Genomic DNA, 24368 nt, shown 5'->3' with positions numbered 1-24368 from the left:
GATTATGGGAAGCGCTCCCCCGGCAACACGGGGACCCCGCCCGGCACGGGGCCGGACGGGGTCCTGGGGATGCGATCGGGGCTGGTCAGACGCCCGCGGTCACCTTCTCCCGCTGTTCGACGGGAGCGGTCGCCTCCTCGTCGTCACCGCCCTCGGAGATGCCGATCCTGTCGTGCAACCACCGCAGCGGACGCGGCAGCCACCAGTTCCAGTCGCCGAGCAGACGCATGGTGGCGGGCACCATGACCGCCCGGACCAGCGTGGCGTCCACCAGCACGGCGAGCGCGAGCCCGATACCGATGATCTTCAGGAAGAGGAGACCGGAGGTACCCATCGCCACGAGCACCACACCCAGCAACAGGGCGGCGCTGGTGATGATCCGGCCGGTGCGCTGGAGGCCCAGGGCCACCGAGCGGGTGTTGTCCCCGCTGCGCAGGTACTCCTCCCGCACCCGGCTCAGCAGGAACAGCTCGTAGTCCATCGCCAACCCGAAGGAGACGATCGTGATGAGCACCAGGTACGTGGGGTCGATGGTGCCCACCGCGTCGAAGCCGAGCAGCCCGGCGAAGAGCCCCTCCTGGAAACCCCAGATCACCACGCCCAGCGAGGCGCCCAGCGACAACGCCCCCATGAGGACCGCCTTGACCGGCAGCACCACGGAACCGAAGGCGAGGAAGAGCAGGACCAGCGTGGAACCGATGATGAACGCGACCGTCTTCGGAGCCTCCTGCACGATCGCGTCCAGGTTGTCCAGCTGCATGGCGGCCACGCCACCCACGAGGGTCTCCTCGGCCCCCTCGGGCCCGGGGTCGGCGCGCACGTCGCGCACCAGCTGCTGCACCTCGGGGTCGTCCGTGGCGCCCTGGTAGGCGACCTCCACGTGCGCGACGCCCTCCGCCGTCCGGGCGACACTCGTGCGGACCGCGCCGGGCAGGGCGTCGAGGCGCTCCACGTACTCGTCGAGCTGCCCCTCGTCGCTGTCACCGCGCACCGCCACGTGCAGCCTGCCGACCTGCCCGGCGGGGAAGTCCTCCGCCATCGACTCGGTGCCGATCCGACTGGAGGCGTCGACCGGAAGGTAGCGCTGGTCGGTGGAGCCGAACTGGGTGGAGGCCAGGCCGGAGCTGAAGGCCACCAGGACACAGCCGACCGCGACCAGGGAGACTGCGGGGCCGCGCATCACGGTGCGGGCGAACCTCGCCCAGGCCCCCGCGTTCTCGTCGATCACGCCGGTCACGGTCCGACGCGGCAGGGGCAGTCTGAGCCGGTCGATCCGGCGGCCGACCACCGCCAGCAGGGCGGGCAGGAACACCAGGGCGGCGATCAGGTCGAAGGCCACCACGGCGATGCCGCCGAAGCCGATGGACTTGAGGATGGGCTGCGGGAAGAACAACAGGCCAGCGAAGGCGATGCCCACCGTCACACCGGAGAAGGCGACCGTCCTACCGGCCGTGTCGACAGTGCGGCGCACCGCGTCCGGGACGGTGCGTCCCCGGCCCAGCTCCTCGCGGAAACGGCTGACCATGAACAGCCCGTAGTCGATCGCCAGCCCCAGGCCCAGCAAGGTGGCGACGTTGATGGCGAAGACCGACACCTCGGTCACCGAGGTCAGGGCGCGCAGCACGGTGAGGGAACCGAGGATCGCCAGGCCTCCGACCGCGAGCGGCACCAACCCGGCGACCAGACCGCCGAAGATCAGGACCAGCAGCAGGAGCAGGACCGGAAGGGTGATGAGCTCGGCGCGGATGATGTCGCTCTCCGCTGTTTCGGAGAGTTCGTGCTCGACGGCGATCGGGCCGCCCAGGTGGGTCTCCAGCGGCCCGGACTCCAGGGCGCGCGCCGCAGCCTCGAACTGGTGCAGACGTTCGTCGTGCGTCTGGCCCGCGAGGGTGACCGGCACGTAGGTCGAGTGCATGTCCTCGGACACGAGCATGCCGCGCTCGACCTCCGACAGCTCCTCGTCCAGGTACAGGTCGTACCCGGTGACGACGTCCTCGGGCAGGTCGTCGGCGATGCGCTGGACGGCCTTGGCGAAGGTCGGGTTGTCCACCGTCATCTCGTCACTGCGGTAGACCGCGATGACGTCGATGTCGTCGTGCCCGAGCTCCTCCTGGAGCACGTCCATGGCCCGTGAGGACTCCGAGTCGGGGTCCTCGAACCCGCTCTGGCTGACGTCCGAGAAGACGCCGAGCCCCCACACCACGGAGAAGGCCGCGAAGAGCCCCGTGAGCGCCAGAATCCACCATCGGCCCCGGTGGGCACCGAGCCCCAGTCGGCCGAAGATCCCCGTGTGTGTCGGCATGGGCCGCCCTTTCAAGCGAACACTCGTCATGTTCGTGAACACTGTTTGCTAACGGTGTTCACTAAAGCGTGCAGGCATTACGATGTCAATATCGCCTAGAGAACGAGAGCGCCTCGACCCTGGCGCGTGAGACGGGGTGTACCGCAGCACATGACGAAACCGCCGGTCACAAGCGAGCATCGGGCCGGGGGCACCCTCAGCCGCCGCGAACGTGTGCGCGAAGCCACACTCGCCGAGATCAAGGAGATCGCCCGCAGACACCTCGTGGAGTTCGGGGTCGTCGGGGTGTCCCTGCGCGCGATCGCCCGTGAGATGGGCATGACCGCGCCCGGCCTGTACCGCTACGTGCCGGGGATCGACGCGCTGCTCGTGCTGATCACAGCTGAGATGTACGAGGAGCTGGCCGACGTGGTCTCCGCCGCCGACGCGAGCATGCCCGTGGAGGACACCGACGGCCGCATCCTCGTCTCACTGCGCGCCTTCCGGAACTGGGCCATCACCCATCAGGCGGAGTTCTCGGTGATGTTCGGGCCGAGGACCCGCCTGGACCCCGAGGCCGACATCTCCCGCGCCCTGGAGGCGGGCCGTCGTTTCGGTTCCACGTTCTTCACCCTCTTCGACCGACTGGTCTCGGAGGAACGTTTCCCGCTGCCAGCCGACGAGGAGATCCCGAACGCGCTCCGCCCGGAACTGCGTTCCTTCGCCGAATCCGTCGGGGTCACCTCACCCGATATCTCCGAGGGTGCCGTCATGGTACTCACCGCTTGCTGGGTGCGCCTCTATGGGGTGGTCTGCATGGAAGTGTTCCAACATCTGAGTTTCGTCGTGCGGGACATGGAACCATTCTTCGAGTCCGAGCTTCAGAACATGGCGAAGGACCTCGGGGTTCGCTATTCCCCGCCCCAGCAGGCGGGGGGCACCTGACCGGGACCCACCCGTTCAAGCCCCATACTGGAGGTCTGCGGATATTGCCGGATTCGTTGGTACGAATCCGGCACGCCGCTCCCGTGTAGGCGCGAAGACGAGGACGATCCCGTGGAGAACCGAACCGGAGCTGACCAGCCCGGGGAGAATCCTCCCCACCCGGACCGGACCGGCGCCCACCAGCGACCGCCCGAACGACCGGACAGGGTCGGCCACGACGCCCCTCCCCCGCCCAGGACCCGGCCGCCCAACGCTCCGGGCCCCTCGGCCACGCCGCACACCCCACAGACTCCTCAGGTGCCCCCCAATTCACTGGGACACCAGGAACCCAGGCTCGCCCCACAGACACCGCAGCCGCCTCAGGGTCCCCAGACAGCACCGGGCGACGCCTCCCAGGAATCCCGCCTGCCGCACGCTCCACAGGTCACCCAAGGGCACCTGAGACCCATCCAGGCGCCACAGGACCAGCGGCCCGGGCCGGCGCCGGGACCGCCCGTGGCCCCCGGTCACCAGGCGCCCGGAACCCCCCAGGGACAGCCGCCGCGCTCCGGTCGCCAAGCGCACCCGAACAACCCGACGTACGGGCCCCAGCCGCCACACGCCCCGCAGGCGCCGTGGGCGCCGCCGGGACCACAGGCCGCCCCGGGGCAGTCGGCCCCGCACGGGCCGCGGGTTCCGCAACACCAGTGGTGGCCCCAGCCGACGCACCAGGCTCCCGGGTGGCAGGGACAGCCCCGCCCGGCGCAGTTCCCCGGCAACGTGCCGCCAGGGGCGCCTCCTCACCAGCATCCCGGGCACTTCCCGCAGCCGCAGTGGCACCAGGGCCCTGCGCAGTGGGGGGTGCCGCCACGGCCTCCGCGCGACAGGGGCCGGGCGGTGCTGGTGGGTGCGTTCTCGGCGGCCTCGGTCGCCCTGGTCTCGCTCGTCGCCAGCGTGGTCATCGCGGTGAACACCCCGCAGGAGGAGGTGTCCACCGGTGGCACCGACCTGACGTCGTTCTACGACAGCACCCTGCACGCCCAGCCGAACCCGGGTCAGGTCGACATCGTCGACCACCCGCTCTACGACGTGCCCATGCCCGAACCCGTCGACTGCGGCCTGCCGGAACTGCGGACCGACTCGGACGACTCCTGGGAGGCGTTCGCCAACGAGGCCGGGACCTGCCTGAACGAACTGTGGGCGCCGGTCATGGGCGAGCTCGGGCTGGACCCCGAACTGCCCGAGATCACCGTCACCGACGAGTCCCTGGAGACGGACAGCGAGGACTCCTTCACCCTGGCCTACTACGAGAGCGACCGGGGCCTGATCACCGTGGTCCTGCCGAACGTGCGCCAGGTCGGCGAGCAGATCCCCGACACCCACCAGGCGGACGTGTGGCTCGCGCTGATGGGCCACGAGTACGCGCACCACGTGCAGTACGCGACCGGCATCCTCAGCATCTCCCACGACCTGCGTCGCAGCGCGGGCAGCGAAGCCGACGAACTGGACACCCTGCGCCGCACGGAACTCCAGGCCGAGTGCATGGCCGGGGTGGGGCTGCGCGGCCTGACCGACCCCGAGGGCGACGCCCTGGACGTGGTCAACCTGCACTTCAACGGTGGTGGCGACCTGGACACCCACGGCAGCGCGGCCAACCGCGCGTACTGGCTGGAGTCGGGCTACACCAGCCCGACGGTGGGCGGCTGCAACACCTACGACGCCTCCGCCGGGGACGTCACCTGACTCAGTCCTGCCCCAGGATCCTCCGGTAGGCGTCCCAGTCCCTGAACTTCACGCGTTCCCCCCGCTCCAGGTCTGCCGCGTGGTCGGCCTCGGCGGTGTCGATGCGCAGCCAGCCCTCGTAGTCGCTGTGCCGCAGCCCCCGGTCGTCCAGGACCCGCTCCAGGGCGACAGGGTCGGGAACGGACTCGCGGAGCAGCGGGGCGTCCTCCAAAAGTGCGCGGACGGTCCCCGCGGCATCCGACTTGTTCGTGCCGATCACCCCGGTGGCGCCGCGTTTGATCCACCCCGCCACGTAGTCGCCGGGCACCGGCCCGCCCCGGGCGTCCAGCACCCGGCCCGCCTCGTTCGGCACAGTCCTGGCACCGGGATCGAAGGGCACGCCTTCGAGGGGCACACCCGCGTACCCGACCGAGCGCAGCACCATGCCGACGTCCAGGACCTCGTGCTCACCGGTTCCCTCAAGGCGGCCCTCCGGGTCGAGCCGGGTGTGCCCGACGCGTAGGCCGTTCACCCGGTCCGTACCGAGGATCTCCTCGGGCCGCGTCCAAAAGCGCAGTTCGACGCGGCGCGCACGCCCCTCCGGGACACGCTCGGCCAGTTCCCGCAGAAGCCTGAGGTTGGTGCGTGCCGCCCGGGAGACCTCACGCAGCTCGGGGCTCCGGGTGCCGATCTCGGTGAGGTCGATGTCCACCTGTTCGGGGCGCACCACGACGTCCACACCGGGAAGCTCCATCAGGTCACGGAGTTCGGGCGCGGTGAACTTGGCCTGGAGCGGGCCCCTGCGGGCCAGGAGGTGGATCGTACGGACCCGGCTGGCGGCGAGCACTTCCAGGACGGTCTGGGGGATGTCGGTGTGCCGGAGCTCGTCGGCGGTCTTGGCCAGGACGCGCACCACGTCGAGGGCGACGTTGCCCGCGCCGACCACCGCGACCTCCTCGGTGTCGAGGCCGAAGTCCTCCCACTGGTTGTCGGGGTGACCGCAGTACCAGTTGACGAAGTCGGTGGCGGCGACACTGCCGGGCAGGTCCTCACCTGGCACGCCCATGCGGCGGTCCACACTGGCCCCGGTGGCGTAGACGACGGCGTGGTGGGAGCGCGACAGGTCGGCGCGCGTGAGGTCGGTGCCGAACTCGATCCCGCCGACGAACCGCACGTGCGGGTGCTCCAGGACCCTGCGCAGCGTCCGCGCCACGCCCTTGATCTTGGTGTGGTCGGGGGCCACCCCGTAGCGGACGAGGCCGTAGGGGGTGGGCAGCCGGTCCACGATGTCGACCCGGACCGGTACCCGGCGCTGGCGGGTGAGGGCGTCCGCGGCGTAGACACCGGCCGGGCCGGAGCCGATCACGGCCACCCTGAGCGGAGTCTCGTCCTGGGCGCTGGGCTGGTCGGTCATGAACCCATTCTGGCAGCACCGGTGTCAGATCCAGTGCTGCCAGGAGGGTGTGGGTCAGGCCTTCTCGTCAGCCAGTTCGGGCCGGGTTCCGCCCAGCTCGGTGTGGCGGGAGACGGTTTCCGTGAGCTTGCGGGACAGTTCCTGCGGGGTCAGCCCCTGCTGCTGGAGGATGCGGTCGCGCTTGGCGTGGTCGAGGAACTCCTGCTCGATGCCGAAGGTCCGCACGGGCACGTCCACGTCGTGGTCGCGCAGCAGGCGGGCCACGGCGTCGCCGACGGCACCGGTGCGGCCGTTGTCCTCGACGACCGCCACCACGGAGTGCTCGGCGGCCTCGGCCACCAGCGCCTCGTCCAGCGGCTTGACCCAGCGGGGGTCGATGACCGTGACGCCGATGCCCTGGTCGGCCATGCGGTCGGCCACCTCACAGGCGACCTGCGCCATGGTGCCCACCCCGACGATGAGGAGGTCCTTGCCGTGACCGCCGTCGGTGGCGCGGCGCAGAAGGTCCATGCTGCCGACCTTGCCGATCTCGGTGAGCTCCTCGGCCACCGCGCCCTTGGGGTAGCGCACGACGGTGGGGGCGTCCTCGACGGCCACGGCCTCGCGCAGCAGGGTGCGCAGCCGGACGGCGTCACGCGGTGCGGCCAGGCGGAGCCCGGGGACGACCTGGAGGATGGACATGTCCCACACGCCGTTGTGGCTGGCGCCGTCGTTGCCGGTGACGCCCGCGCGGTCCAGGCAGAAGGTGACGCCCTGGCGGTGCAGGGCGGCGTCCATCAGCACCTGGTCGAAACAGCGGTTGAGGAAGGTCGCGTAGACCGCGACCACCGGGTGCAGGCCGTTCATCGCCATGCCGGTGGCGGCGGTGGTGGCGTGCTGTTCGGCGATGCCGACGTCGAAGACGCGGTCCGGGTAGGCGTCGGCGAACTTGTTGAGGCCTGTGGGGTGGAGCATCGCGGCGGTGATGCCGACGATGTCCTCACGCTCCCCGGCCAGTTCCACCATGGTCTCGGCGAAGACCGACGTCCACTTCTCGACCTTGGGGCCGGGCTTGGCCGCACCGGTGTCGATGTCGAACGGGCCGGGGGCGTGGAACTGGTCCTCGTCGTGGTTCTCGGCCGGGGCGTAGCCCTTGCCCTTCTGGGTGATGACGTGGACGATCACCGGTCCGCCGAAGTCGCGGGCCCGGCGCAGGGCCTTCTCCACGGCGGGCTCGTCGTGTCCGTCGATGGGGCCGAGGTACTTCAGGCCGAGGTCCTCGAACATCATCTGCGGCTGGATGGTGTCCTTGAGGCCCTTCTTGAGGCCGTGCAGGGCCTCGTAGAGGGGCTGCCCGACCACCGGGGTGCGGTTGAGGGTGTTCTTGGCCAGGTCCAGGGCCTGCTCGTAGCCGGGGGCCATGCGCAGCGAGGAGAGGTGGTCGGCCAGGCCGCCCATCGTGGGCGAGTAGGAGCGGCCGTTGTCGTTGACGACGATGACCAGGCGCCGGTTCTTGCGCTCGGCGATGTTGTTGAGGGCCTCCCAGGCCATGCCTCCGGTGAGGGCGCCGTCTCCGATGACGGCGACCACGGTCCGGTCGGTGCGGCCCTGTACCTCGTTGGCCCTGGCCATGCCGTCGGCGTAGGACAGCGATGTGGAGGCGTGGGAGTTCTCGATGAAGTCGTGCTCGGACTCGGCGCGGGAGGGGTAGCCGGACAGGCCGCCCTCGGACTTCAGATCGCTGAAGTCGTGGCGCCCGGTGAGGACCTTGTGCGCGTAGGCCTGGTGCCCCGTGTCGAAGAGAATGGGGTCCTTCGGTGAGTCGAAGACCCGGTGCAGCGCGATGCTCAGCTCGACGACGCCGAGGCTGGGACCGAGGTGTCCCCCGGTCTGGGAGCAGGAGTCGACCAGGAAGTCCCTGATCTCCCGGGCCAGCGCAGGGAGCTGGTCGGCCGGGAGCTTCTTGAGCGCTTCCGGATTGTGTATCGACTCGAACAGTGTCACTGTCTCGTCAGTCCCCTCGTCCAGCGTGTCCACGTTACGTATGCCCGCTCCGGCCCCTGACGTGGGCCGAGCTTGGCTACCGGCAGGTATACCCGAGTTTATGGGCCTTCGCCCCCGGGTCACACCCGGCGTCGCCCCAGAGGCTACGGTTTTGACGGTACCCCCGACATAAGGGCGTGACCGATTCCGGCGGACTCCGCCGGGACGACTCCCGCCACGGAGGTTTCGGCGTAGATTACTCCCTCTTGGGAGCGGCTTTACCGCAGAACACCCGAGTTGCCGAGGCTAGCCGAGCGCGGCCTGTGTGAGGAGGCCGATCGCGGAGACGGTCACCACACACAGCAGGGCCGTCCGCATGCGTCCCGGATCGACCCAACGACGGACCCCGTTGCCGACGAGGAATCCGAGGCCCACACAGGGAACGGCGGCGATCCCCGCGGCGGCGGTGCGAGCGTCCAACTGCCCGCCGATCCCGAGGGAGAGCAGGGAGAGGGCACCGCCGAGCAGGAAGAACGCGGCCAGGGTGGCCCGCACCCGCTCGGGTGGTTCGTGCTGGTAGAGCAGGGCCATGGGTGGTCCGCCCACTGAGGTGGCGGTGCCCGCGAACCCGGAGAGGGTGCCCGCCGCGACCAGGGAGACCGGGGTGATGCGCACCCGGAAGGACCGCACGGTCAGGGCGACGGCCACGAGCACCATGACGCCGACCACCGCGGCGAGGGCGCGGGGTTCGAGGACCGCCACCACCCACACCGCCAGGACGGTGCCGGGCAATCGGGCGGGCAGCCCCCAGGCGAGGCCGCGCCAGTCCACGTGGCGCCACTCCTGGACGAGGGTGAACATCGGCAGGATGATCACGGCGATCAGGAGCGAGCCGGGCATGAGCGTGGGGTCGAGGAAGGAGATCACCGGGGCGGCGACCAGCCCGAGGCCGAGTCCGACCATGCTCTGGATGGCCGCTCCGGCCAGGACGGCGGTGGCCGCCACCAGCAGGAAGACCCAGGCGTCGATCTGCCCGAACAGGGCGTGGGCGGTGGGTGTGAGGAGATCAGCGAACATGAGGGGGACGACGTTATATCCCCCTCAGCCCGATCGGGATTAGGAGATAGGGACATGGGATGACGTCGCGGACGCGCTCCGTCGCACGTCGTCCACGTAGGCAGTCGCCCGCTCCGGGTGCAGGAACCAGTCGATGAGCCCTGCGGGGTCACCGAAGGCGTTGGCGAACCGGTCGGCGGTGGGCTGGTGCCGGTCCGCCAGGCGGTACAGCTCCCACACGTGGTGCGGTCCGGTGAGCATCACCCTGCTCCACGCGGTGACCTGCCGTGCGTGGCGCCAGTAGGCGGCGAAGGCAGCGCGCATGAAGCGTTCGTCGAAGGGTCGCGTCCCGTGGTCGACGATGGCGCGGCGGTACACGTCGGCGCTCAGGGAGGCCATGTTGGCTCCCTGCGCCGTGACGGGGTCGTTGTTGACCACGGAGTCGGCCATGCCCAGGACCGGGGTGCCGTCGGTCAGCCGGGCGACCGGCTCGCGCACGACCGGGGTGTGGGCGCCGTGGAGGGCGGCGAGGGGGTCGGCCAGTCGGGCGTGCGTGAAACGCTCGTGTTCCCAGGGGGCGTGGCGACGCAGGATCCCCAGCAGGGCGTCGAGCACCTCCTCGCTGGTGGCACCGCGCGGCAGGGGGTGGTCGAGCGGCCCGCCGGGCACGGCCTCCACCATCAGGGACTGGCAGACGCCGCTCACGGAGAGGGTGGGCAGGGTGAGGAGTTCGCCCGCGCCGGGAACGGCCGTGCGGCCCATGACGGGACCGTGGGGGTGCGGGTCGGCACCGGTGACGTAGGCCAGGGACAGCACGCGCTGGGGTGCGGTGAAGGGTGAGCGGCGTTCGTCGCGGGGGAAGAGCCCGGCCAGTTCGCCGCGACCGGCCGCGATGACGACCAGGTCGTGGTCCGCCCTCAGGGACACCAGGTCGTGGGGGGTGACCCGGTGGCGGAGCACACGGCCGCCGCCCTGGGCGAACAGCTCCGCCCACACCGCCAGCTTCAGGCGTTGGTCCACCGAACGCGCGGGCTCGTCCAGGCGCCCCACCCAGTCAACCTCGGGCGCGGTTCCCCCGTCCGCGGCCACGCGTACGCCGACCCCGGTGATGTCGGGTGCCCGGTCTCCCCAGAAGTCCAGGCCGTGGCGGCGTTCGCGGCGCAGGGCCGGTCCGAAGAGGCACTGGGTGGACATCACCCGCCCCGCCCGGACCTCCTCGGGTTCCCGGGGGTCGACGAGAGTGACGTCGTAGTCCTCCGCGAGCAGTCCGAGGGCGAGCTGGAGCCCGGACTGTCCGGCACCGACGACGAGGATCTTGCGCATGGTTCTCCTGGCTGGACCCCGTGCTCGGCGAAGGGGGCGGACGCCGGGCGCACGGGTGCTGGGTCGAGGGACGCGGCGAACCTAACAGTGCTTTTGAGGGCTCCGATTCCGCCCCTGACCTCGGGACCTTCGGCCCCACGGGCCCCGGGACCAAGGTCTCCGGGCACGGGAGTGCCCTGCGTCACGGCGCCCCTGCGGGCCAACCGCCGAAGCCCCGGGAGCGTGACCGTGTCCGGGCAGGTCAGCCCGGATGCCTCCGGACGGTCAGGGGAGAATTCGGGATCGTGGAGCGCTCCCCCGCTCCGCGGCGGCGTGGCCGGTCAACCCACGCACAACGCACCCTCGCGCACGAAGCCGACAAAGCGACACACCTCACACGCCCGTGCACGCGCACGCGCACGCGGCGGGCCTTCGGGCCAGAACGGTGGCGTGATGACGCTGTTCCGCCCGCGCACGCACACGCGGCGGGCCCGGACCGGTGGGAGTGGGAACCGGCCCGGGCCTTTCGGCGGACCCGGGTCCGCCGCTCCGGGAGGGGAACGTGTGGGGGCTGGCTAGGCACCGCCCCTGGCGTGGGTCTTGCGTCCCCGACGCGAGAGCGCGTCGAGAACGACCGCGATCAGCAGGACGGCCGCCGTGATCATGAAGCGCACCGAGGTGTCCATCTGGAGCAGCAGCAGGCCCGAGGTGATGGCGCCCAGCACCAGGCCGCCGAGCAGGGCCGAGTAGGCGTTGCCGCGCCCGCCGAACAGGCTGGTGCCGCCGATCACCGCCGCCGCGATGGCCATCATCAGTTCGGCGCCACCGCCTGTGGAGACGCTGGCCGCGAAGTTGCGGGACACCAGCATGACACCGCCGAGGGCCGCCAGGGTGGAGGCGATCCCGAAGACGGAGATCCGGATCAGGTCCACGTTGATGCCGGCCCGGCGCGCCGCCTCCGAGCTGCCTCCCACCGCGTAGACCATGCGTCCGTAGCGGGTCTTGCGCAGCACCAGGTCCAGCACCACCACGAAGCCCACGAAGATGAGGAAGGCCAGCGGCACGCCCTTGTACTGGTTGAGCACCCACACGCCGCCCGCCAGCGGCAGGGCCAGCAGGAGGGTCCGGAACAGCACCTCGGTCACCGGCTTGTAGGGCAGCCCCGCCGAACGGCGCCTGCCCTCCACGACCAGCACGGACACCAGGTAGAGAGCCAGGGCCACCAGGACCAGGAACCAGCCCACGACCGGGACGAAGTAGGTCTGGGTGAGCATCGCGATGGGACCGCTGGAGCTGGTGTTGATGCTCCCGTCCCCGCCCATCAGGTACAGGTGCACGCCCTGCCAGCCGAGCAGGCCCGCGAGCGTGACCACGAAGGCCGGTACGCCCATCTTCGCGAAGACGAACCCGTGGAGCAGGCCCACCAGGAGGCCCACGCCCACGGCCGCGCCGATGGCCGCCCACTCGGACCAGCCGTGCCGGACCGCGAGGACCGCCAGCACCCCGGCGGACAGTCCGGCGACCGAACCGATGGACAGGTCGATCTCACCGAGCAGCAGGACCATGATGACGCCGGTGGTCATGAGGCCGATCGCGGCGATCTGCACGGTGAGGTTGGACAGGTTCTGCGGGGACAGGAACCGGTCGTTCATCGACTGGAAGACGACGGCGATCAGCAGGAGACCGACGATGACCGGGGCCGCGCCCAGCTCTCCGCCCCGGAGATTGCGGCGCAGGGCCCGGAGCCATCCGCCGGGCGAGGCGACGGTGGCCAGCAGGCGTGGGTCGCGCCGGGGACCGCTCGCCGGAACGGAGGTGTCGTCGCCCTGGGAGACGTGTGTCTGCTGGCTCATTCCTTGTCCTTCGTGGCCGTGGCCGATGAGCCGGTACGGGTGGATCGACGGGTCACCGGGTTGTCCGAGGCGCCGGTGATGGCGGCCACGATCTCCTCGTAACTGGTCGAGGCGATGGGGAAGTCGCCCGCGTTGCGGCCGAGGCGGAGCACGACGGCCCGGTCGGCGACGGCGCGGACGTCGGCCATGTTGTGGCTGATCAGGACCACGCCCAGGCCCTGGTCGCGCAGTCGCTCGATCAGGTCGAGGACCTGCGCGGTCTGAGCCACGCCCAGCGCGGCGGTGGGTTCGTCGAGCATGACCACGCGGGGCTGGCCCAGGAGGGACCGGGCGATGGCGATGATCTGCCGCTGACCGCCGGAGAGGGCGGCGACGGGCACGCGCAGGTCGGGGATGCTCACCGACAGGGAGTCGAGGAGCTCCACGGCCCGCCGTTCCATCTCGACCTCGTCGAGGGTGCCGGGGAAGTGGAGCCGCTCGTTGCCAAGGAAGAGGTTGCCGACGATGTCCAGGTTGTCGCACAGCGCGAGGTCCTGGTAGATGGTGGCGATTCCGAGGCGTTGGGCGTCGGCGGGCGCCCCGATGGTGACCGGCGTGCCGTCCCAGTGGATGGTTCCGCCGCTGTCGGCCGGGTGGGCCCCGGCGATGACCTTGACGAGGGTCGACTTGCCCGCGCCGTTGTCCCCGAGCAGGGCGACCACCTCCCCGGGGTCGACCTGGAAGTCGACCTCGGAGAGGGCCTTGACGGCCCCGAAGGTCTTGGAGATCCCGGACAGTTCCAGGACGGGTGTACTCATGTGCCTGTTTCTCTCTCTCGCCCCGAAGGGGGCCGGTTGCTCCGCGCGCGGCCCGGCCTCGCGGGGCGTCGCGTCCGGGCCGCCTCGGACGATGGGGCGGCCCGGACGTGGGGCCTGGCTAGAGGGCTTCCTTGCAGAAGTCGAAGTCGGCGTAGTCGTCGGTGCAGATCTGCTCGATGGTGTAGAAGCCGTCGGAGACGACCGTGTCGGCGATGTCGTCGACGGTGACCGCGACGGGGTCGAGCAGGATCGAGTCGACCATCTCGCCGTCGGCGTCCTCGACCTCGGTGACGGTGTGCTCGCCGGATTCGAGGTCGTCGCCGGTGGCCAGGGAGACGGCCATGGCGGCGGCGATCTCGGCCTCGGGGCGGATGGCCTTGTAGACGGTCATGTACTGCTCACCGGAAATGATGCGCTGGATGCCGTGCAGCTCGGCGTCCTGACCGGTGACCGGCGGCAGGTCCTCCACGGAGACTCCGGCGCTGCGCAGGGCGGAGATGATGCCCGCCGCCATGCCGTCGTTGGCCGAGTACACGCCGACGATCTCGTCCAGACCGAGGGAGGTGATGGCGCCCTCCATCTGGCTGTTGGCCTCGTCCGGAGACCAGTCGGGGGTGTCGAACTCCTGGCCGATCTCGACCTGGCCCTCGAAGATCTCGTGGGCGCCGGCCTTGAAGTCGCCCGCGTTGGGGTCGGTCGGGGAGCCGTTGATCATGACGATCTGGCCCTCTCCCGCGGTCCCCTCCTCTTCGAGGGCGCCGAGCAGCGCCTCGGCCTGGACCTGGCCGACCCGGAAGTTGTCGAAGGAGACGTAGGTGTCGACGCCCCCCTGGGCGAGGCGGTCGTAGGCCACGACCGGGACCCCCTGCCCGCGTGCCTCGCTCACGGTCCCGGCGGCGGCCTCGGAGTCGACGGCGCCGAGGACGAGGACGTCCACCCCGGAGGTCAGCATCGCCTGGGCCTGGGTCTGCTGTTTGTCGATGTCCTGGTCGGCGTTGGCGTAGGAGAGCTCGCAGTTGGGGCAGAGGTTCTCCAGCGCCTCCTCGAAGTAGGGCTTGTCGAAGGCCTCGTAGCGGGCCGTCTGGAGCTCGGGGAGCAGCAGACCGACGTGGAAGCCCTCCTCGATGCTGTGGGTCTGGGTCTCACCGGCGGAGTCGTCCGTGGTGAGCGAACCGCACGCGGTGGCGAACAGGGCCAGGGCCGCACCGGCGGCGGCGACGCCCAGGGTGGCGGTGGGGCGACGGAGTGGGGAGCGTCTTGTGGTCAACGCGGGGGGCCTCTCTTGCGGAACCAGCGCGGATGAGAATGCGCGATCGATGGTGTGAAGTAGAACCCCGCGTCCACCTTGCCGTCAACTGTTGAACACATAACCGAAACATTACGAGTCTTGGGTTCATGAGCTGAAATCAAAATAGGTGCAGGCCAGGACGCTTGTGTACAAGGCGGGCGCCCTGCGGGGCGTGCGGCCCACGCGTGTGAAAGACCTTCACAGGGGAACGAACGGGCCCCGGGGATCAGCGCAGGCTGTGAGCGGCCGTGAGCAGCGCGCCGCGGATCGCCGCGTCCTCGCCCAGAGCGGTGGTCTCCAGTTCGAGCTGGGCCAGGGCACCACCCAGGGTCCCCAGCTCCATCGCCCGGCGCATGGGGTCCAGCAGGAGGTCACCCGCACCGGCCAGATCGCCGCCGACCACCACACGGTCCGGGTTGAACAGGTTGGCCATGATCGCCACCCCCTGCCCCAGGGCGCTTCCGGCCTCCGCGATGATCCGGCGGCTGCCGGGGTCCTCCCCCAGCGCGGAGGCGACCACCTCCCGCAGGCGGGTCCGGTCCGTGCCGGGAGCGAGGTCGTAGGTCCGGGGCAGCATGTTCAGCAGGTACCCCGTGCCCACGAAGGTCTCCAGGCAGCCCCGGTTGCCGCAGCGGCACACCTGCCCGCGCGGGTCCAGACCGATGTGCCCGATCTCCCCCGCGGTGCCGCCCGCGCCCCGGAAGAGCTGGCCGGACATGACGATGCCCGCCCCCACGCCCTCGCCGAGGACCAGTTGGATGACGTGGTGGGCGCCCTGCGCGGCGCCCAGTTCGCGTTCGGCCACCACGGCGAGGTTGGCGTCGTTCTCGGCCCGCACGGGCAGGCCGAGCCGCTCTCCCAGCGCCTGGGCGGGGCGAAAGCCCGCCCACCGGGCCAGGCACGAGATGGCGCCGACCTCACCGGTGTCGGGGGCGATCGGCCCCGGCACGGAGGCCACCACGGAGGCCACGGTGCCCAGGTCGATCCGGGCGCCCAACAGGGTGGTCTCTGTCAGCCAGGCGGCCCGGCGGACGGCCCGCTCGGCGTCTGCGGCCACTTCGTAGGCGATGGACTCGCGTGCCAGCAGGTTGCCCTCACTGTCGCCCACCGCCACGCGTACGCGGTCGGTTTCGAACTCCACGGCGACGACCGTGCCCGGGGGACGCAACAGTGTGACCGCCCGGGCCCTGCGCCCGTTGGAGGAGGCGTCGCGCACCGACACGGTCCCGGCCGCGCGCAGGCCGCGGACGATGTTGGAGACGCTGGCCGCCGACAGTCCCGTGGCGCGGGCGAGTTCGGCCTGCGTGCGGGTGCCGTCCCGGCGCAGCACGTCCACGACGCGGCGCTCGTTGGCCTCCCGCAGCGCGGACTGGGATCCGGGGGTCGTGCCGGTCTCGGTCACCGCGTACCCCTTCAGTCCGCTCGCTCTGGCCTTGTTCGGTCGAATGTTACAAGCATTGAACGGGGAGGCGGACCTCGGAGTCACCGTCGGGGCGGGGCCGGGGCGCGCGTGCCCTAGGTTCGGTGTCATGGCGAGGGTGAGCACCGACCGTCCCGGATGGGCGGAGCACGTGGCCGGGGCGGTTCTGGGCGCCGCCCGCAGGGGCCCGCGCGTGCGGGTCGTGGCGGTGGAGGGGCGTTCGGGGTCGGGCAAGAGCACCGTGGCTGCCCGGGTGTGCCTTTCCCTGGCGGACCGGGGAGAGGAGGTGGCCCTGTTGACGATGGAGGACCTCTACCCCGGCTGGGAGGGCCTGGCCGAGGCGGCGGCGCTGCTCGGGGAGTGGGTGCTGCTGCCGCTGGCCGAGGGGCGCGTGCCCGCCTGGCACCGGTACGACTGGGAGCACGGTGCGTTCGGCGCGGAGTGGGTCGGCCTCCCCTCCGACCTCGTCGAACGCGGGGGCACCCTGGTCGTGGAGGGGTGCGGTTCGGGTGCCTCCCCCGTGCGTGACCTGACCGATCTGCTGGTGTGGGTCGAGGCCGGTCCGCGTACCCGGGCCCGAAGGCTCGACGGCCGGGAGGACGCGGAGCTGTACTCCCCGCACCGTGCCTCGTGGGCCCGCCAGGAGGACGCCCTGTACGCCGTCGATCCGCCCAGGGAGCGCGCCGACCTGCTGATCGACAACGACTGAGCCGGACACCGACGCGGATCCGGGGTGCGGACGGGGCCGCCACGGGCCCCGTGGCGGCCGATCCGGTCCGCCTCAGTAGGCCTTGCGGGGCGGTCGCGAGCAGAGCTCGCGGGCGCGGCGGATGTCGGCGTCCATGCTCCGCAGGCCCGCCGCCAGCGCCTGTCCCTGGAGCGGGATGTTGCGCAGACGCAGGTCACGGGCCTCCCGCGCGACCCTTCCCCCGAGGCTCCCGTTCTCCCTGAACACCATGATCAGCGCGACTCCCCCCGCAGCGAGCGACGACAAGAAGAACAGCATCCCCAGCCCCGACCCGTTAAGGGCCACGCCCAGAATGAGGGACAGGAAGAGGAAGATCACGGCGGCGGCCACGAACATGGACCTGATCCTGGAGATCTGCCCCGCCTCGGTGGCCTCAGCGGCCAACGAGTGGTGTTCCCGGCGCAGCGACTCCCGCTGTGTGGCCCAGACCCCGCGCTGGCGGATCAGGGTCACCACGGCCGACAACGAGCCGTAGACCGCCGCCGCGTACCCCGCGCGTTGGGCGCCCGAGGCCAGCTCGACGCGCGACCAGAGCGCGCTCGTCCAGTTGGCCGCGCCGGGCATGTCCCCCGGGTCCGGGGGCACCATGAGGTCGGGGTTGAGCAGGAAGGTGAGCGCCAGCGCCGGGTCCATGCGGCCCTCGAACCCGCGCCAGCCGTTGAGGTTCTGCGCCAGTTCCCGTTGGAAGGCCATCCCGGTCCGCTCGGCCTCCTCGACGTCCTCGGCCAGTCGGCGCAGCTCCGGGCCGTCCTCGTGCCGGTGCTCCGACATCTGCCGTAGCAGCTGCGGCCGGGCCAGCAGCATGAGTTCGTTGGCCTCGTGACCGCCGGTGATCAGCGGGCGCGGATCGTGGAAGAGCTCGCGCAGCCCCGCGAGGGTGAGCTCGTGCCCCCGGAAGAGCGGTGGCAGGTCCGGGCAGGCGCCTGGCCGTCGGGGGCGGGAACCGTACCCGCGACCAGGTGGTGGAGCAGGGCGGGAGCGTCGGGTCGCCGCTTCGGGTTCTTGTCCAGACAGGCCAGGATCGTGCCCAGCAGGGGCCCGGACAGGTCGCCGGTGTCGGGTTCCCCGGAGAGCACCCTGGCGATGCGCGCGGCCTGGGTGGGGCCGTGGAAGGCGTCCCTGCCGGTGGCGGCGAACACCAGCACCGAGGCCCAGGAGAAGACGTCCACGGCCGCGGTGAGGCGCATGCCCTCCAGCTGTTCGGGGGCCATGTACCCGACCGTCCCGACGATGCCGCTCGCGGTCACGGAGGTGGACTCCACGGCGCGGGCGATCCCGAAGTCGATCACCCTCGGGCCGTCCGGGGCGAGCATGATGTTGTCCGGCTTCAGGTCCCGGTGCACCACGCCGGCCGCGTGGATGGCCGCGAGCGCGGTGGCCGTGGCGATGGCCAGGCGCTGGAGCTCGGCTCCGGTGCGCGGTCCCTCAACGGTCACGGCCCGGTGGAGCGTGGGGCCGTCGATGAACTCCGTGGCGATCCACGGCTGGGCGGCGTCGGGGTCCGCGGCCAGGATCTCCGCGATGCAGAACCCGCTCACCCGGCGGGCCTGCTCCACCTCGGCTGCGAAGCGTCGTCGCATGTCCGCGTCGCCGGACCAGTTGGCGTGCAGGAGCTTGACGGCCGCTCGGGTGCCGTCCCCGGCCTCGCCGAGGAACACCTCCCCGAAGCCGCCTCTGCCCAGCGATCGCGTCAGGGTGTACGGACCGACCGCGCGGGGGGCGGGCGTCAAGTCCGTGGTCTCGTCCACGAGCGCGTCCTTCCTTCTCTTGTCGTGTCGCCCGAGCGGCGGGGCCCGTGCCCGCCGGCGGGCTCAGCTGGAGGTGATCGCGCGCGCCTGGGCCAGGTCCGCGCGGATACGCTCGACACCCGTGGTCAGCTGGGGCAGCTGGTGGTTGGAGTTGTGCAGGTCCAGGAGCCGCTGCCGTTGGCGGTCGGCGGTGCCGCACATCACCAGCCGGGTCGCGAAGGCGCCGACCATGCCGACCAGCCCGAGCATCGCGACCCACATCAGGAGGTCGGCGAACACGTCCCACACGGGGGTCACGGAGAGGACGAGTCCGAGGGGCAGTCCGATGAGGGAGAACCGGCACCAGCGGATGATCCGTCCGGTCCGGTTCTGGAGCTCCACCTTGTTCACGAGTTCCTCGTGGGTGGTGGACACCTCGGAGTAGCGGGTCTCCCAGTAGCGGCGCTGCCTGGCCAGGGCCTGGAGGGTGCCCAGCGAGCCGTAGACCGCCGCCGCGTACCCGGAGTTCTCGGGCGTCCCGGAGTTGGAAACGCGCTGCCACAGGATGTCCACCCACTCGGCGACCCCGGTGTCGCCGGTGTCGTCGGGCGGGACCATCAGCTGCGGGTTCAGGAGGAAGGCCAGCACCAGCGCCGGATTGACGTTGGGCTGGCTCGACCGCCACCCCACGAGCCGCTGGGAGAGCTGTTCGTGCAGGAGGGTTCCGGCGCGCTCGGCGCGGTCCAGGTGTTCGGCCAGCCGCTGGTACTCGGCGCTCTCGGGGCCCTGGTGGGCGCTGAGGACGCGCAGGAGTTCGGGGCGGGCCAACAGGACCATCTCGTTGCTGAGCGGGGCTCCGGTCAGGAGGGGGCCGGGGTCGGCGAAGAGAGCCCGGAGCTCGGCCAGGGACACGCCCCGCCCACGAAAGACCGGCGGCAGGTCGGGGCGGGTCTGCGCGACGAAGGAGGCGACGGCGAGGTTGGCGTCCCGGACCTCGCGCCGGAACAGGGAACGGTCGACGATGGTGTCTTCGAGGTCGTCCATGAGCCAGGCGCCCAGGGCGGCGCGCTCGACGGGGTCGCTGAAGACCTGGACCGCGGCGCCCCAGTTCTGCTGCATGGCCTCGGCCAGGCCGCCGGGTTCGTGGAACCGGACGCTGACGAAGTGGTACGGCGGTGTGGCCCCCGAGTGCCCGGTGTTCGAGGTGTGGAACCCGCTGGGGGGCGGAGGGTAGGGGCCCGACGTGGCCGCGGAGTACCGGCCTCCCCCCTGCGGGGTGTACGCCCCGTTGGGGGGCGAGGGGTAGGGGCCGGACTGCTGGGCGTGTGCGGCGCCCTCCCGCGCGTCGGACGGCGCCATCCGCGTGTAGGTACGGGTGGGGGCGGCCTTGGCGTCCCCGGCCACCCTGGTGGGGTTGAGGGGGTTCGCACCACCGGGCGACTGACCGGCGACCCTGGTGTGGTCGATGCCGATCCGGGTCCGGGCGTCCGGTCCGTCGGCACCGGGGGCGACCGTGGTGGGCGCGGGGTCGCCGCCGGGCCCGGCGGCGCGGGCCGGACCGTTCCCGGCCGGGGCGGAGATGAGCCACCGCATGAGGGTCTCGGCGTCGGGCCGGGCCGAGGGTTCCTTGTCCAGGCAGACGCGGATGGTCTCGGCGAACGCGCCGTCCAGTCCTTCGAGATCGGGCTGTCCACCGAGGATGCGGGCGATGCGCGCGGCCTGGGTGGGGCCGGGGAAGGCCTCCCGTCCGGTGGCGGCGAACACCATGACCGAGGCCCAGGCGAAGACGTCCACGGCAGCGGTCAGCCGGGCACCCTCCAGCTGTTCGGGGGCCATGTAGCCGATGGTGCCGACCACCCCGCTGGCCGTCACGGAGGTCGACTCGACGGCGCGGGCGATCCCGAAGTCGATCACCCTCGGGCCGTCCGGGGCGAGCATGATGTTGTCCGGCTTCAGGTCCCGGTGGACCACGCCCGCCGCGTGGATGGCGGCCAGGGCCGTCGCGGTTCCGATGGCCAGGCGCTGGAGCTCCACTCCCGTGCGAGGGCCGTCCGTTTCGACCGAGGCCTGGAGAGTGGGGCCGTCGATGTACTCGGTGGCGATCCACGGCTGGGCGGCGTCGGGATCCGCGGCCAGGATCGTGGCGACGCAGAAGCCGCTCACCCGCTGGGCCTGCTCCACCTCGGCTGCGAAGCGGCGCCGCATGTCCGCGTCCCCGGACCAGCTCGCGTGCAGAAGCTTCACCGCGGCACGGGTGCCGTCCCGCGCCTCGCCGAGGAACACCTCGCCGAAACCGCCCCGCCCCAGGGAGCGCAGCAGTCGGAAGCCACCGGCCTCCTCCACTCGCATGCCCTGGCCCTGAGGGTCGTCCACAGCCCGCCCCGTCTCTCATAGGTCGTTGTCCGGCCCCGAGCGGGGCGCCATGTCAGGGTGCCACAGTGAACTGACCCCGCGTACACGGACTCGGTTCCGTCCCCGGGGCATCCGATGCCCCGCCGTTACCTGCGGGTGCCCCTGTGGTCACCGCGCAGGACGCGATCGACCAGGTCGTCCCGCAGGGCCCCGTAACCCGTAGCCGCCCAGACGCTCTCCTCGGCCGGTACCTCGTAGTAGGGCACCTCACTCCGCCGGTGGTGGTCGGGGAGCACCCGGGGACGGCGCCGCTCCCGGACGGCCCTGGCGCACTCCGCGCACAGCGGGACGCGGACGGTGCGGGTGCCGCCGAACTCGCGCCAGTCCGTCTGCCTGGTGGTGGTGCCGTGCAGCGGGTTGGCATAGCAGTGCGACCGGGGCTTACGGGACCGGGACCGACTCCGCAGGATGGCGTCCTCCGCCATGTCGAGCAGGACGAGGACCCCGGCCGCGTCGGGCAGCGTGGGTTCGGTGGCGAGCATGCGGTCGTGGACCTTGGCGGCGGCGGATCGGGCGTCCAGGGCGTGCTGGAGGAGCCGGGTGGCCTCCTCGCTCTGGGAGCGCGAACGCAGCTGGCCCAACCGCTCCCCCAGTTCGACGAGATCCGTGGCGCCCCGCTCCACCAGCCTGTCCAGGGCGGCGCGGTCGGCGTTGTCGAACCCGGCGTGCTGGGTGACGGCCAGGGTAGGGAGCGAGGGCACCCGGGCACGGCGGGAGCGCCAGACCGCGCCGACGGCCAGGAGGAGCGCCAGGGCGGCGACGGACGGCCACAGCCAGCCGGGCGCTCCCGCGCCTCCGCCCCGCCAGAGACCGGACATCGGGCCGGCGGCGTCCTCCCTTTGTTCGTCGTAGGCCTCGCTTGCGGCGGTGTAGGCGCCTTCGGGGTCCTCGGACAGGGCCGTCTCCACCGAGACCTCGACCAGCTCACCGAGGTTGCCGCTGAACCCCGTGGCGTAGGAGGAGGTGAGGGCGCCGTAGTGGGCGGGAAGGTCCGTTCCGCTCCCGAAGTCCCGCCCGTGCATGCGGTCGTTGGCGAACACCAGGATGTGGGCCCGGCCCCCGCCCATACGGTCGTGGACCAGGACGGCCAGGTTCTCGGGGTCGCCGTCCCAGGTGTCACCCTCGACCATGGGCACCGCGATCACGTACAGGGGCAGGTCGGAGCCCTCGATGAGTTCGACGGTCTCCTGGCGGACCTCCTCGGGCAGGGCGCTGGAGTAGGCGGGGTCGACGTGGACCGGCGACTCGGCCAGAGAGGAGGTGATCGTCTCGGAGGCGTTCTCCGGCATGGTGTCGGCCGGTGAGGCGGCGGCGGGAGCCGCCGCCAAGAGGGTGAGGGCCAGGGCCGCACCCAGGACGGAAGGGACCTCGAACCTACGCATCGCTCTCCTCCAGAATCCCGTCGACGAGTGCGCGCTGCGTCGATCCGTAGTTGGTGTGCACCCAGACGCGGTCCAGGCTCAGGTGCGGGACCCAGGCCCCGCCGATCCGCAGTTCCAGCACGCGTGCGGCGCGGGCGCCGTTCTGGAGGTCCAGGCAGGCGTCGCACAGCGGGCGGCGCCCCGGGACGACCACGACCCTCCCGTTGCGGTCCGCCCGGCCGTGCAGGGGGTTGGCCGAGCAGACCGGCCGCCGTGCGACCCCGGGGTCCCCGGAGATGGCCGCCCGGGCGCGCCGGGCCAGGACCGTGACCCCGAGGAGGTCGAGGGCGTCCGTGGGGCGCCGGAGCACGACCAGGGCGGCATCGGCGTCGCGCATGGCCGACGCGGGAACCTCGCCGTCCCCGGCCGCCTCCAGCTCCCGGACCATGGCCCGGGTCTCCGAGAACGCGAGTCGGCGCAGCGCGCGTGCCCTCATGCGCGTCCGGCCGCCGACCGTACCCCCGCGCACGCCGCGCAGGGCGACCACCAGGAGGAGCAGCGCACCGAAGACGATCCCGGAGAGCACCGGGCCGACCACCAGGAGACAGGGCAGGAAGCCGTCACCGAGGAACCGCGCGGACCTCGGCCCGGGATCCTCGGCGTGGAAGTACGCGAAGCGGGGTTCGGTGTCGGGCTGGCCGGGGTCAGTGGGAAGCGCGGTGAGGGCGGGCAGCGCGGCCTCGAGCGCCTCGGCCGGGGAGTCGGCGGCCACGTCCCGGACGGCCGAGCTCAGGTCGTAGGGGTCGATGCCCAGACCCGAGGATCCGGCCGCGAGTTCGACCCGGCCCTCGAAGCCGGTGGTGGCGACCAGGTACAGGGACGGTCCCTCGGTGAGCGCGGCCAGGGAGTACGCCAGCACCTCGGGGTCGCCCTCCGACTCGTCGGACGGGCTCATGGACATCACCAGGGCGCGGACCGGGATCTCGGTGTCCTCCAGCCGCTCGGCGGTCGCGGACAGACCGGAGCGGTCCATCGTGACCAGGGGCGCGACGTACAGCGGCGCGGACTCGGTCTCGGAGACCAGGCGTTCGACCCGCTCGGTGTTGGCGACGTAGGGCGGGGCGGACCGGACGTCCGGGGTCTCCCAGGCGGTCTCCACTCCTCCCTCGGGCACGCTCATCATGTAGGCGTGGGGACCGGCGACGGCGGCACCGGCCAGGACCAGGGTGACGACGGTCACCAGGGGTACTTCGTGGCGCCGTCGACGGCCGCGCACGGAGCGCCACCACACCCAGATCACGCCCGTCCCGAGGAGGAACCCGGAGGAGAGCCCGGAGAGGGTGCCGAGGTTCTCGGCGCCGACCGAGCGGGTGGGGTCGACGTCGTCGAGGAACTCCGTCCAGAGGACCGCCAGCGCGCCCGGTTCGGTCTTCTGCTCGTGGCCGTGCGCGGGCGCGGAGGCCTCGCCGCGGAGGCGTTCGACGATGACGGCGGCCACCTCGTCGACATCGGAGTCGTACTCCAGTCGGGGGTCGTCGCCCAGGGAGCGCACGCTCTCCTCCACGGGGAGGTCGAGGCCGCGCACCTGGATCTCCTGCCCGTAGGTGTCCGGCCGCAGGTGCACGTACAGGCCGTCGCGCCCGAGCCGGTCCACCACCGGAGTCAGGATCGAACCCGCTTCCCAGTCCGGCCCCGGCCCGGGGAAGGGGCTGGCGATCACGTGGTAGGGGACGTCGAGGGTGGAGAAGAGCGCGTGCAGCTCCCGTTCCAGCTCCGCCACGTCACCCTGGCCCGCGAGGGAGTCGTCCACGACCACGGCCGCGCCCTCGGGGCGCTCGGCGAGCTCGTCCGCGTAGTACTCGGCCGGGGTCCGGGTGTCCTCGTGGGCCTCGACCGCCTCGGGTGAGGGTTGTGCCAGGGCCGCGGGCGCCGTGGCGAGCACCGCCAGGAGCGACGCGGCGCACGACACCAGGGTGCGTCGGAGCAGGTCCGTGCGCCATGGGAGGAGACCTGGTCCGGGGGGCGAGGGCATACACAAGAGCATATCCGGACTTTTCGGTCAGGCCAGAACGCGCGAGGGGCCCCAACACGAGAAGGGCCG

The 24368-nt window shown here is 71.7% G+C and carries 17 protein-coding genes; 3 read left to right on the top strand and 14 right to left on the bottom strand.

Going from position 1 to position 24368, the window contains the following annotated elements:
* Positions 1-85 precede the first annotated feature (85 nt).
* Entirely contained in the window at positions 86-2302 is a 2217-nt protein-coding gene (locus ADX84_RS01660) for an MMPL family transporter (protein WP_049566212.1), read from the bottom strand.
* A 150-nt stretch (positions 2303-2452) separates the two neighbouring features.
* Between ADX84_RS01660 and ADX84_RS01655 the strand changes: the two genes are divergently transcribed.
* The gene (locus tag ADX84_RS01655; RefSeq protein WP_049566209.1) at positions 2453-3226 is read left to right on the top strand and encodes a TetR/AcrR family transcriptional regulator; all 774 of its coding nucleotides are present in this window, start codon (positions 2453-2455) and stop codon (positions 3224-3226) included.
* 876 nt (positions 3227-4102) lie between these two features.
* A complete protein-coding gene (locus ADX84_RS01650; RefSeq protein ID WP_049566206.1) occupies positions 4103-4948 on the top strand; it encodes a neutral zinc metallopeptidase in 846 nt (281 codons plus the stop codon).
* A 1-nt stretch (position 4949) separates the two neighbouring features.
* Here the strand turns inward: ADX84_RS01650 and ADX84_RS01645 are convergent, their stop codons facing one another.
* From ADX84_RS01645 to ADX84_RS01610, 8 genes are all read right to left on the bottom strand, one after another.
* Positions 4950-6341 (bottom strand): FAD-dependent oxidoreductase, encoded by a 1392-nt coding sequence (locus tag ADX84_RS01645; RefSeq protein WP_049566203.1) that lies wholly within the window; start codon positions 6339-6341, stop codon positions 4950-4952.
* 54 nt (positions 6342-6395) lie between these two features.
* On the bottom strand, positions 6396-8324 hold the full coding sequence (gene dxs / locus ADX84_RS01640; RefSeq protein ID WP_049566331.1) for a 1-deoxy-D-xylulose-5-phosphate synthase: 1929 nt from the start codon (positions 8322-8324) through the stop codon (positions 6396-6398).
* 285 nt (positions 8325-8609) lie between these two features.
* Positions 8610-9380 carry a sulfite exporter TauE/SafE family protein gene (locus tag ADX84_RS01635; RefSeq protein ID WP_049566199.1) on the bottom strand — a complete coding sequence of 257 codons (771 nt, stop codon included), beginning with the start codon at positions 9378-9380 and terminating at the stop codon, positions 8610-8612.
* A gap of 39 nt (positions 9381-9419) precedes the next feature.
* Positions 9420-10682 (bottom strand): styrene monooxygenase/indole monooxygenase family protein, encoded by a 1263-nt coding sequence (locus ADX84_RS01630; protein ID WP_049566196.1) that lies wholly within the window; start codon positions 10680-10682, stop codon positions 9420-9422.
* A gap of 554 nt (positions 10683-11236) precedes the next feature.
* Positions 11237-12514 (bottom strand): sugar ABC transporter permease, encoded by a 1278-nt coding sequence (locus tag ADX84_RS01625; protein ID WP_049566193.1) that lies wholly within the window; start codon positions 12512-12514, stop codon positions 11237-11239.
* On the bottom strand, positions 12511-13311 hold the full coding sequence (locus ADX84_RS01620) for an ATP-binding cassette domain-containing protein (RefSeq protein ID WP_049566190.1): 801 nt from the start codon (positions 13309-13311) through the stop codon (positions 12511-12513). Before ADX84_RS01620 ends, ADX84_RS01625 begins: the two co-directional genes overlap by 4 nt.
* Positions 13312-13429: 118 nt before the next feature.
* Positions 13430-14578 carry a sugar ABC transporter substrate-binding protein gene (locus tag ADX84_RS01615; protein WP_049566186.1) on the bottom strand — a complete coding sequence of 383 codons (1149 nt, stop codon included), beginning with the start codon at positions 14576-14578 and terminating at the stop codon, positions 13430-13432.
* A 247-nt stretch (positions 14579-14825) separates the two neighbouring features.
* Entirely contained in the window at positions 14826-16001 is a 1176-nt protein-coding gene (locus tag ADX84_RS01610) for an ROK family transcriptional regulator (protein ID WP_049566184.1), read from the bottom strand.
* A 127-nt stretch (positions 16002-16128) separates the two neighbouring features.
* Here ADX84_RS01610 and ADX84_RS01605 point away from each other — a divergent pair, with 127 nt between their 5' ends.
* Complete coding sequence (locus ADX84_RS01605; protein WP_049566181.1) at positions 16129-16728, top strand: uridine kinase; 600 nt, start codon at positions 16129-16131, stop codon at positions 16726-16728.
* A gap of 72 nt (positions 16729-16800) precedes the next feature.
* On the opposite strand, the gene ADX84_RS26515 is transcribed toward ADX84_RS01605, so the two are convergent.
* The 5 genes from ADX84_RS26515 to ADX84_RS01580 form a co-directional block, all read right to left on the bottom strand.
* Positions 16801-17571, bottom strand: coding sequence for a hypothetical protein (locus tag ADX84_RS26515; protein ID WP_049566175.1), 771 nt, complete (start codon positions 17569-17571; stop codon positions 16801-16803).
* 29 nt (positions 17572-17600) lie between these two features.
* The gene (locus ADX84_RS26510; protein ID WP_053107233.1) at positions 17601-18515 is read right to left on the bottom strand and encodes a serine/threonine-protein kinase; all 915 of its coding nucleotides are present in this window, start codon (positions 18513-18515) and stop codon (positions 17601-17603) included.
* A gap of 63 nt (positions 18516-18578) precedes the next feature.
* Entirely contained in the window at positions 18579-20867 is a 2289-nt protein-coding gene (locus tag ADX84_RS01590) for a serine/threonine-protein kinase (RefSeq protein WP_053107231.1), read from the bottom strand.
* 125 nt (positions 20868-20992) lie between these two features.
* Positions 20993-22288 (bottom strand): hypothetical protein, encoded by a 1296-nt coding sequence (locus tag ADX84_RS01585; RefSeq protein WP_049566172.1) that lies wholly within the window; start codon positions 22286-22288, stop codon positions 20993-20995.
* A complete protein-coding gene (locus ADX84_RS01580; RefSeq protein ID WP_234003815.1) occupies positions 22281-24299 on the bottom strand; it encodes a hypothetical protein in 2019 nt (672 codons plus the stop codon). Before ADX84_RS01580 ends, ADX84_RS01585 begins: the two co-directional genes overlap by 8 nt.
* Positions 24300-24368 lie beyond the last annotated feature (69 nt).

This window comes from Nocardiopsis sp. SBT366, from assembly GCF_001083815.1.
Classification (GTDB): domain Bacteria; phylum Actinomycetota; class Actinomycetes; order Streptosporangiales; family Streptosporangiaceae; genus Nocardiopsis; species Nocardiopsis prasina.
Note: the sequence above shows the minus strand (reverse complement) of the source record. Positions and strands in the feature narration are given on the sequence as shown.

Excerpts from the sequence above, each read along its gene's own strand:
- ADX84_RS01660 (WP_049566212.1), bottom strand. The coding sequence starts at position 2,302 with ATGCCGACACACACGGGGATCTTCGGCCGACTGGGGCTCGGTGCCCAC.
- ADX84_RS01655 (WP_049566209.1), top strand. The coding sequence starts at position 2,453 with ATGACGAAACCGCCGGTCACAAGCGAGCATCGGGCCGGGGGCACCCTC.
- ADX84_RS01645 (WP_049566203.1), bottom strand. The coding sequence starts at position 6,341 with ATGACCGACCAGCCCAGCGCCCAGGACGAGACTCCGCTCAGGGTGGCC.
- ADX84_RS01635 (WP_049566199.1), bottom strand. The coding sequence starts at position 9,380 with ATGTTCGCTGATCTCCTCACACCCACCGCCCACGCCCTGTTCGGGCAG.
- ADX84_RS01630 (WP_049566196.1), bottom strand. The coding sequence starts at position 10,682 with ATGCGCAAGATCCTCGTCGTCGGTGCCGGACAGTCCGGGCTCCAGCTC.
- ADX84_RS01625 (WP_049566193.1), bottom strand. The coding sequence starts at position 12,514 with ATGAGCCAGCAGACACACGTCTCCCAGGGCGACGACACCTCCGTTCCG.
- ADX84_RS01620 (WP_049566190.1), bottom strand. The coding sequence starts at position 13,311 with ATGAGTACACCCGTCCTGGAACTGTCCGGGATCTCCAAGACCTTCGGG.
- ADX84_RS01605 (WP_049566181.1), top strand. The coding sequence starts at position 16,129 with ATGGCGAGGGTGAGCACCGACCGTCCCGGATGGGCGGAGCACGTGGCC.
- ADX84_RS26515 (WP_049566175.1), bottom strand. The coding sequence starts at position 17,571 with ATGCTGCTGGCCCGGCCGCAGCTGCTACGGCAGATGTCGGAGCACCGG.
- ADX84_RS01585 (WP_049566172.1), bottom strand. The coding sequence starts at position 22,288 with ATGCGTAGGTTCGAGGTCCCTTCCGTCCTGGGTGCGGCCCTGGCCCTC.
- ADX84_RS01580 (WP_234003815.1), bottom strand. The coding sequence starts at position 24,299 with ATGCCCTCGCCCCCCGGACCAGGTCTCCTCCCATGGCGCACGGACCTG.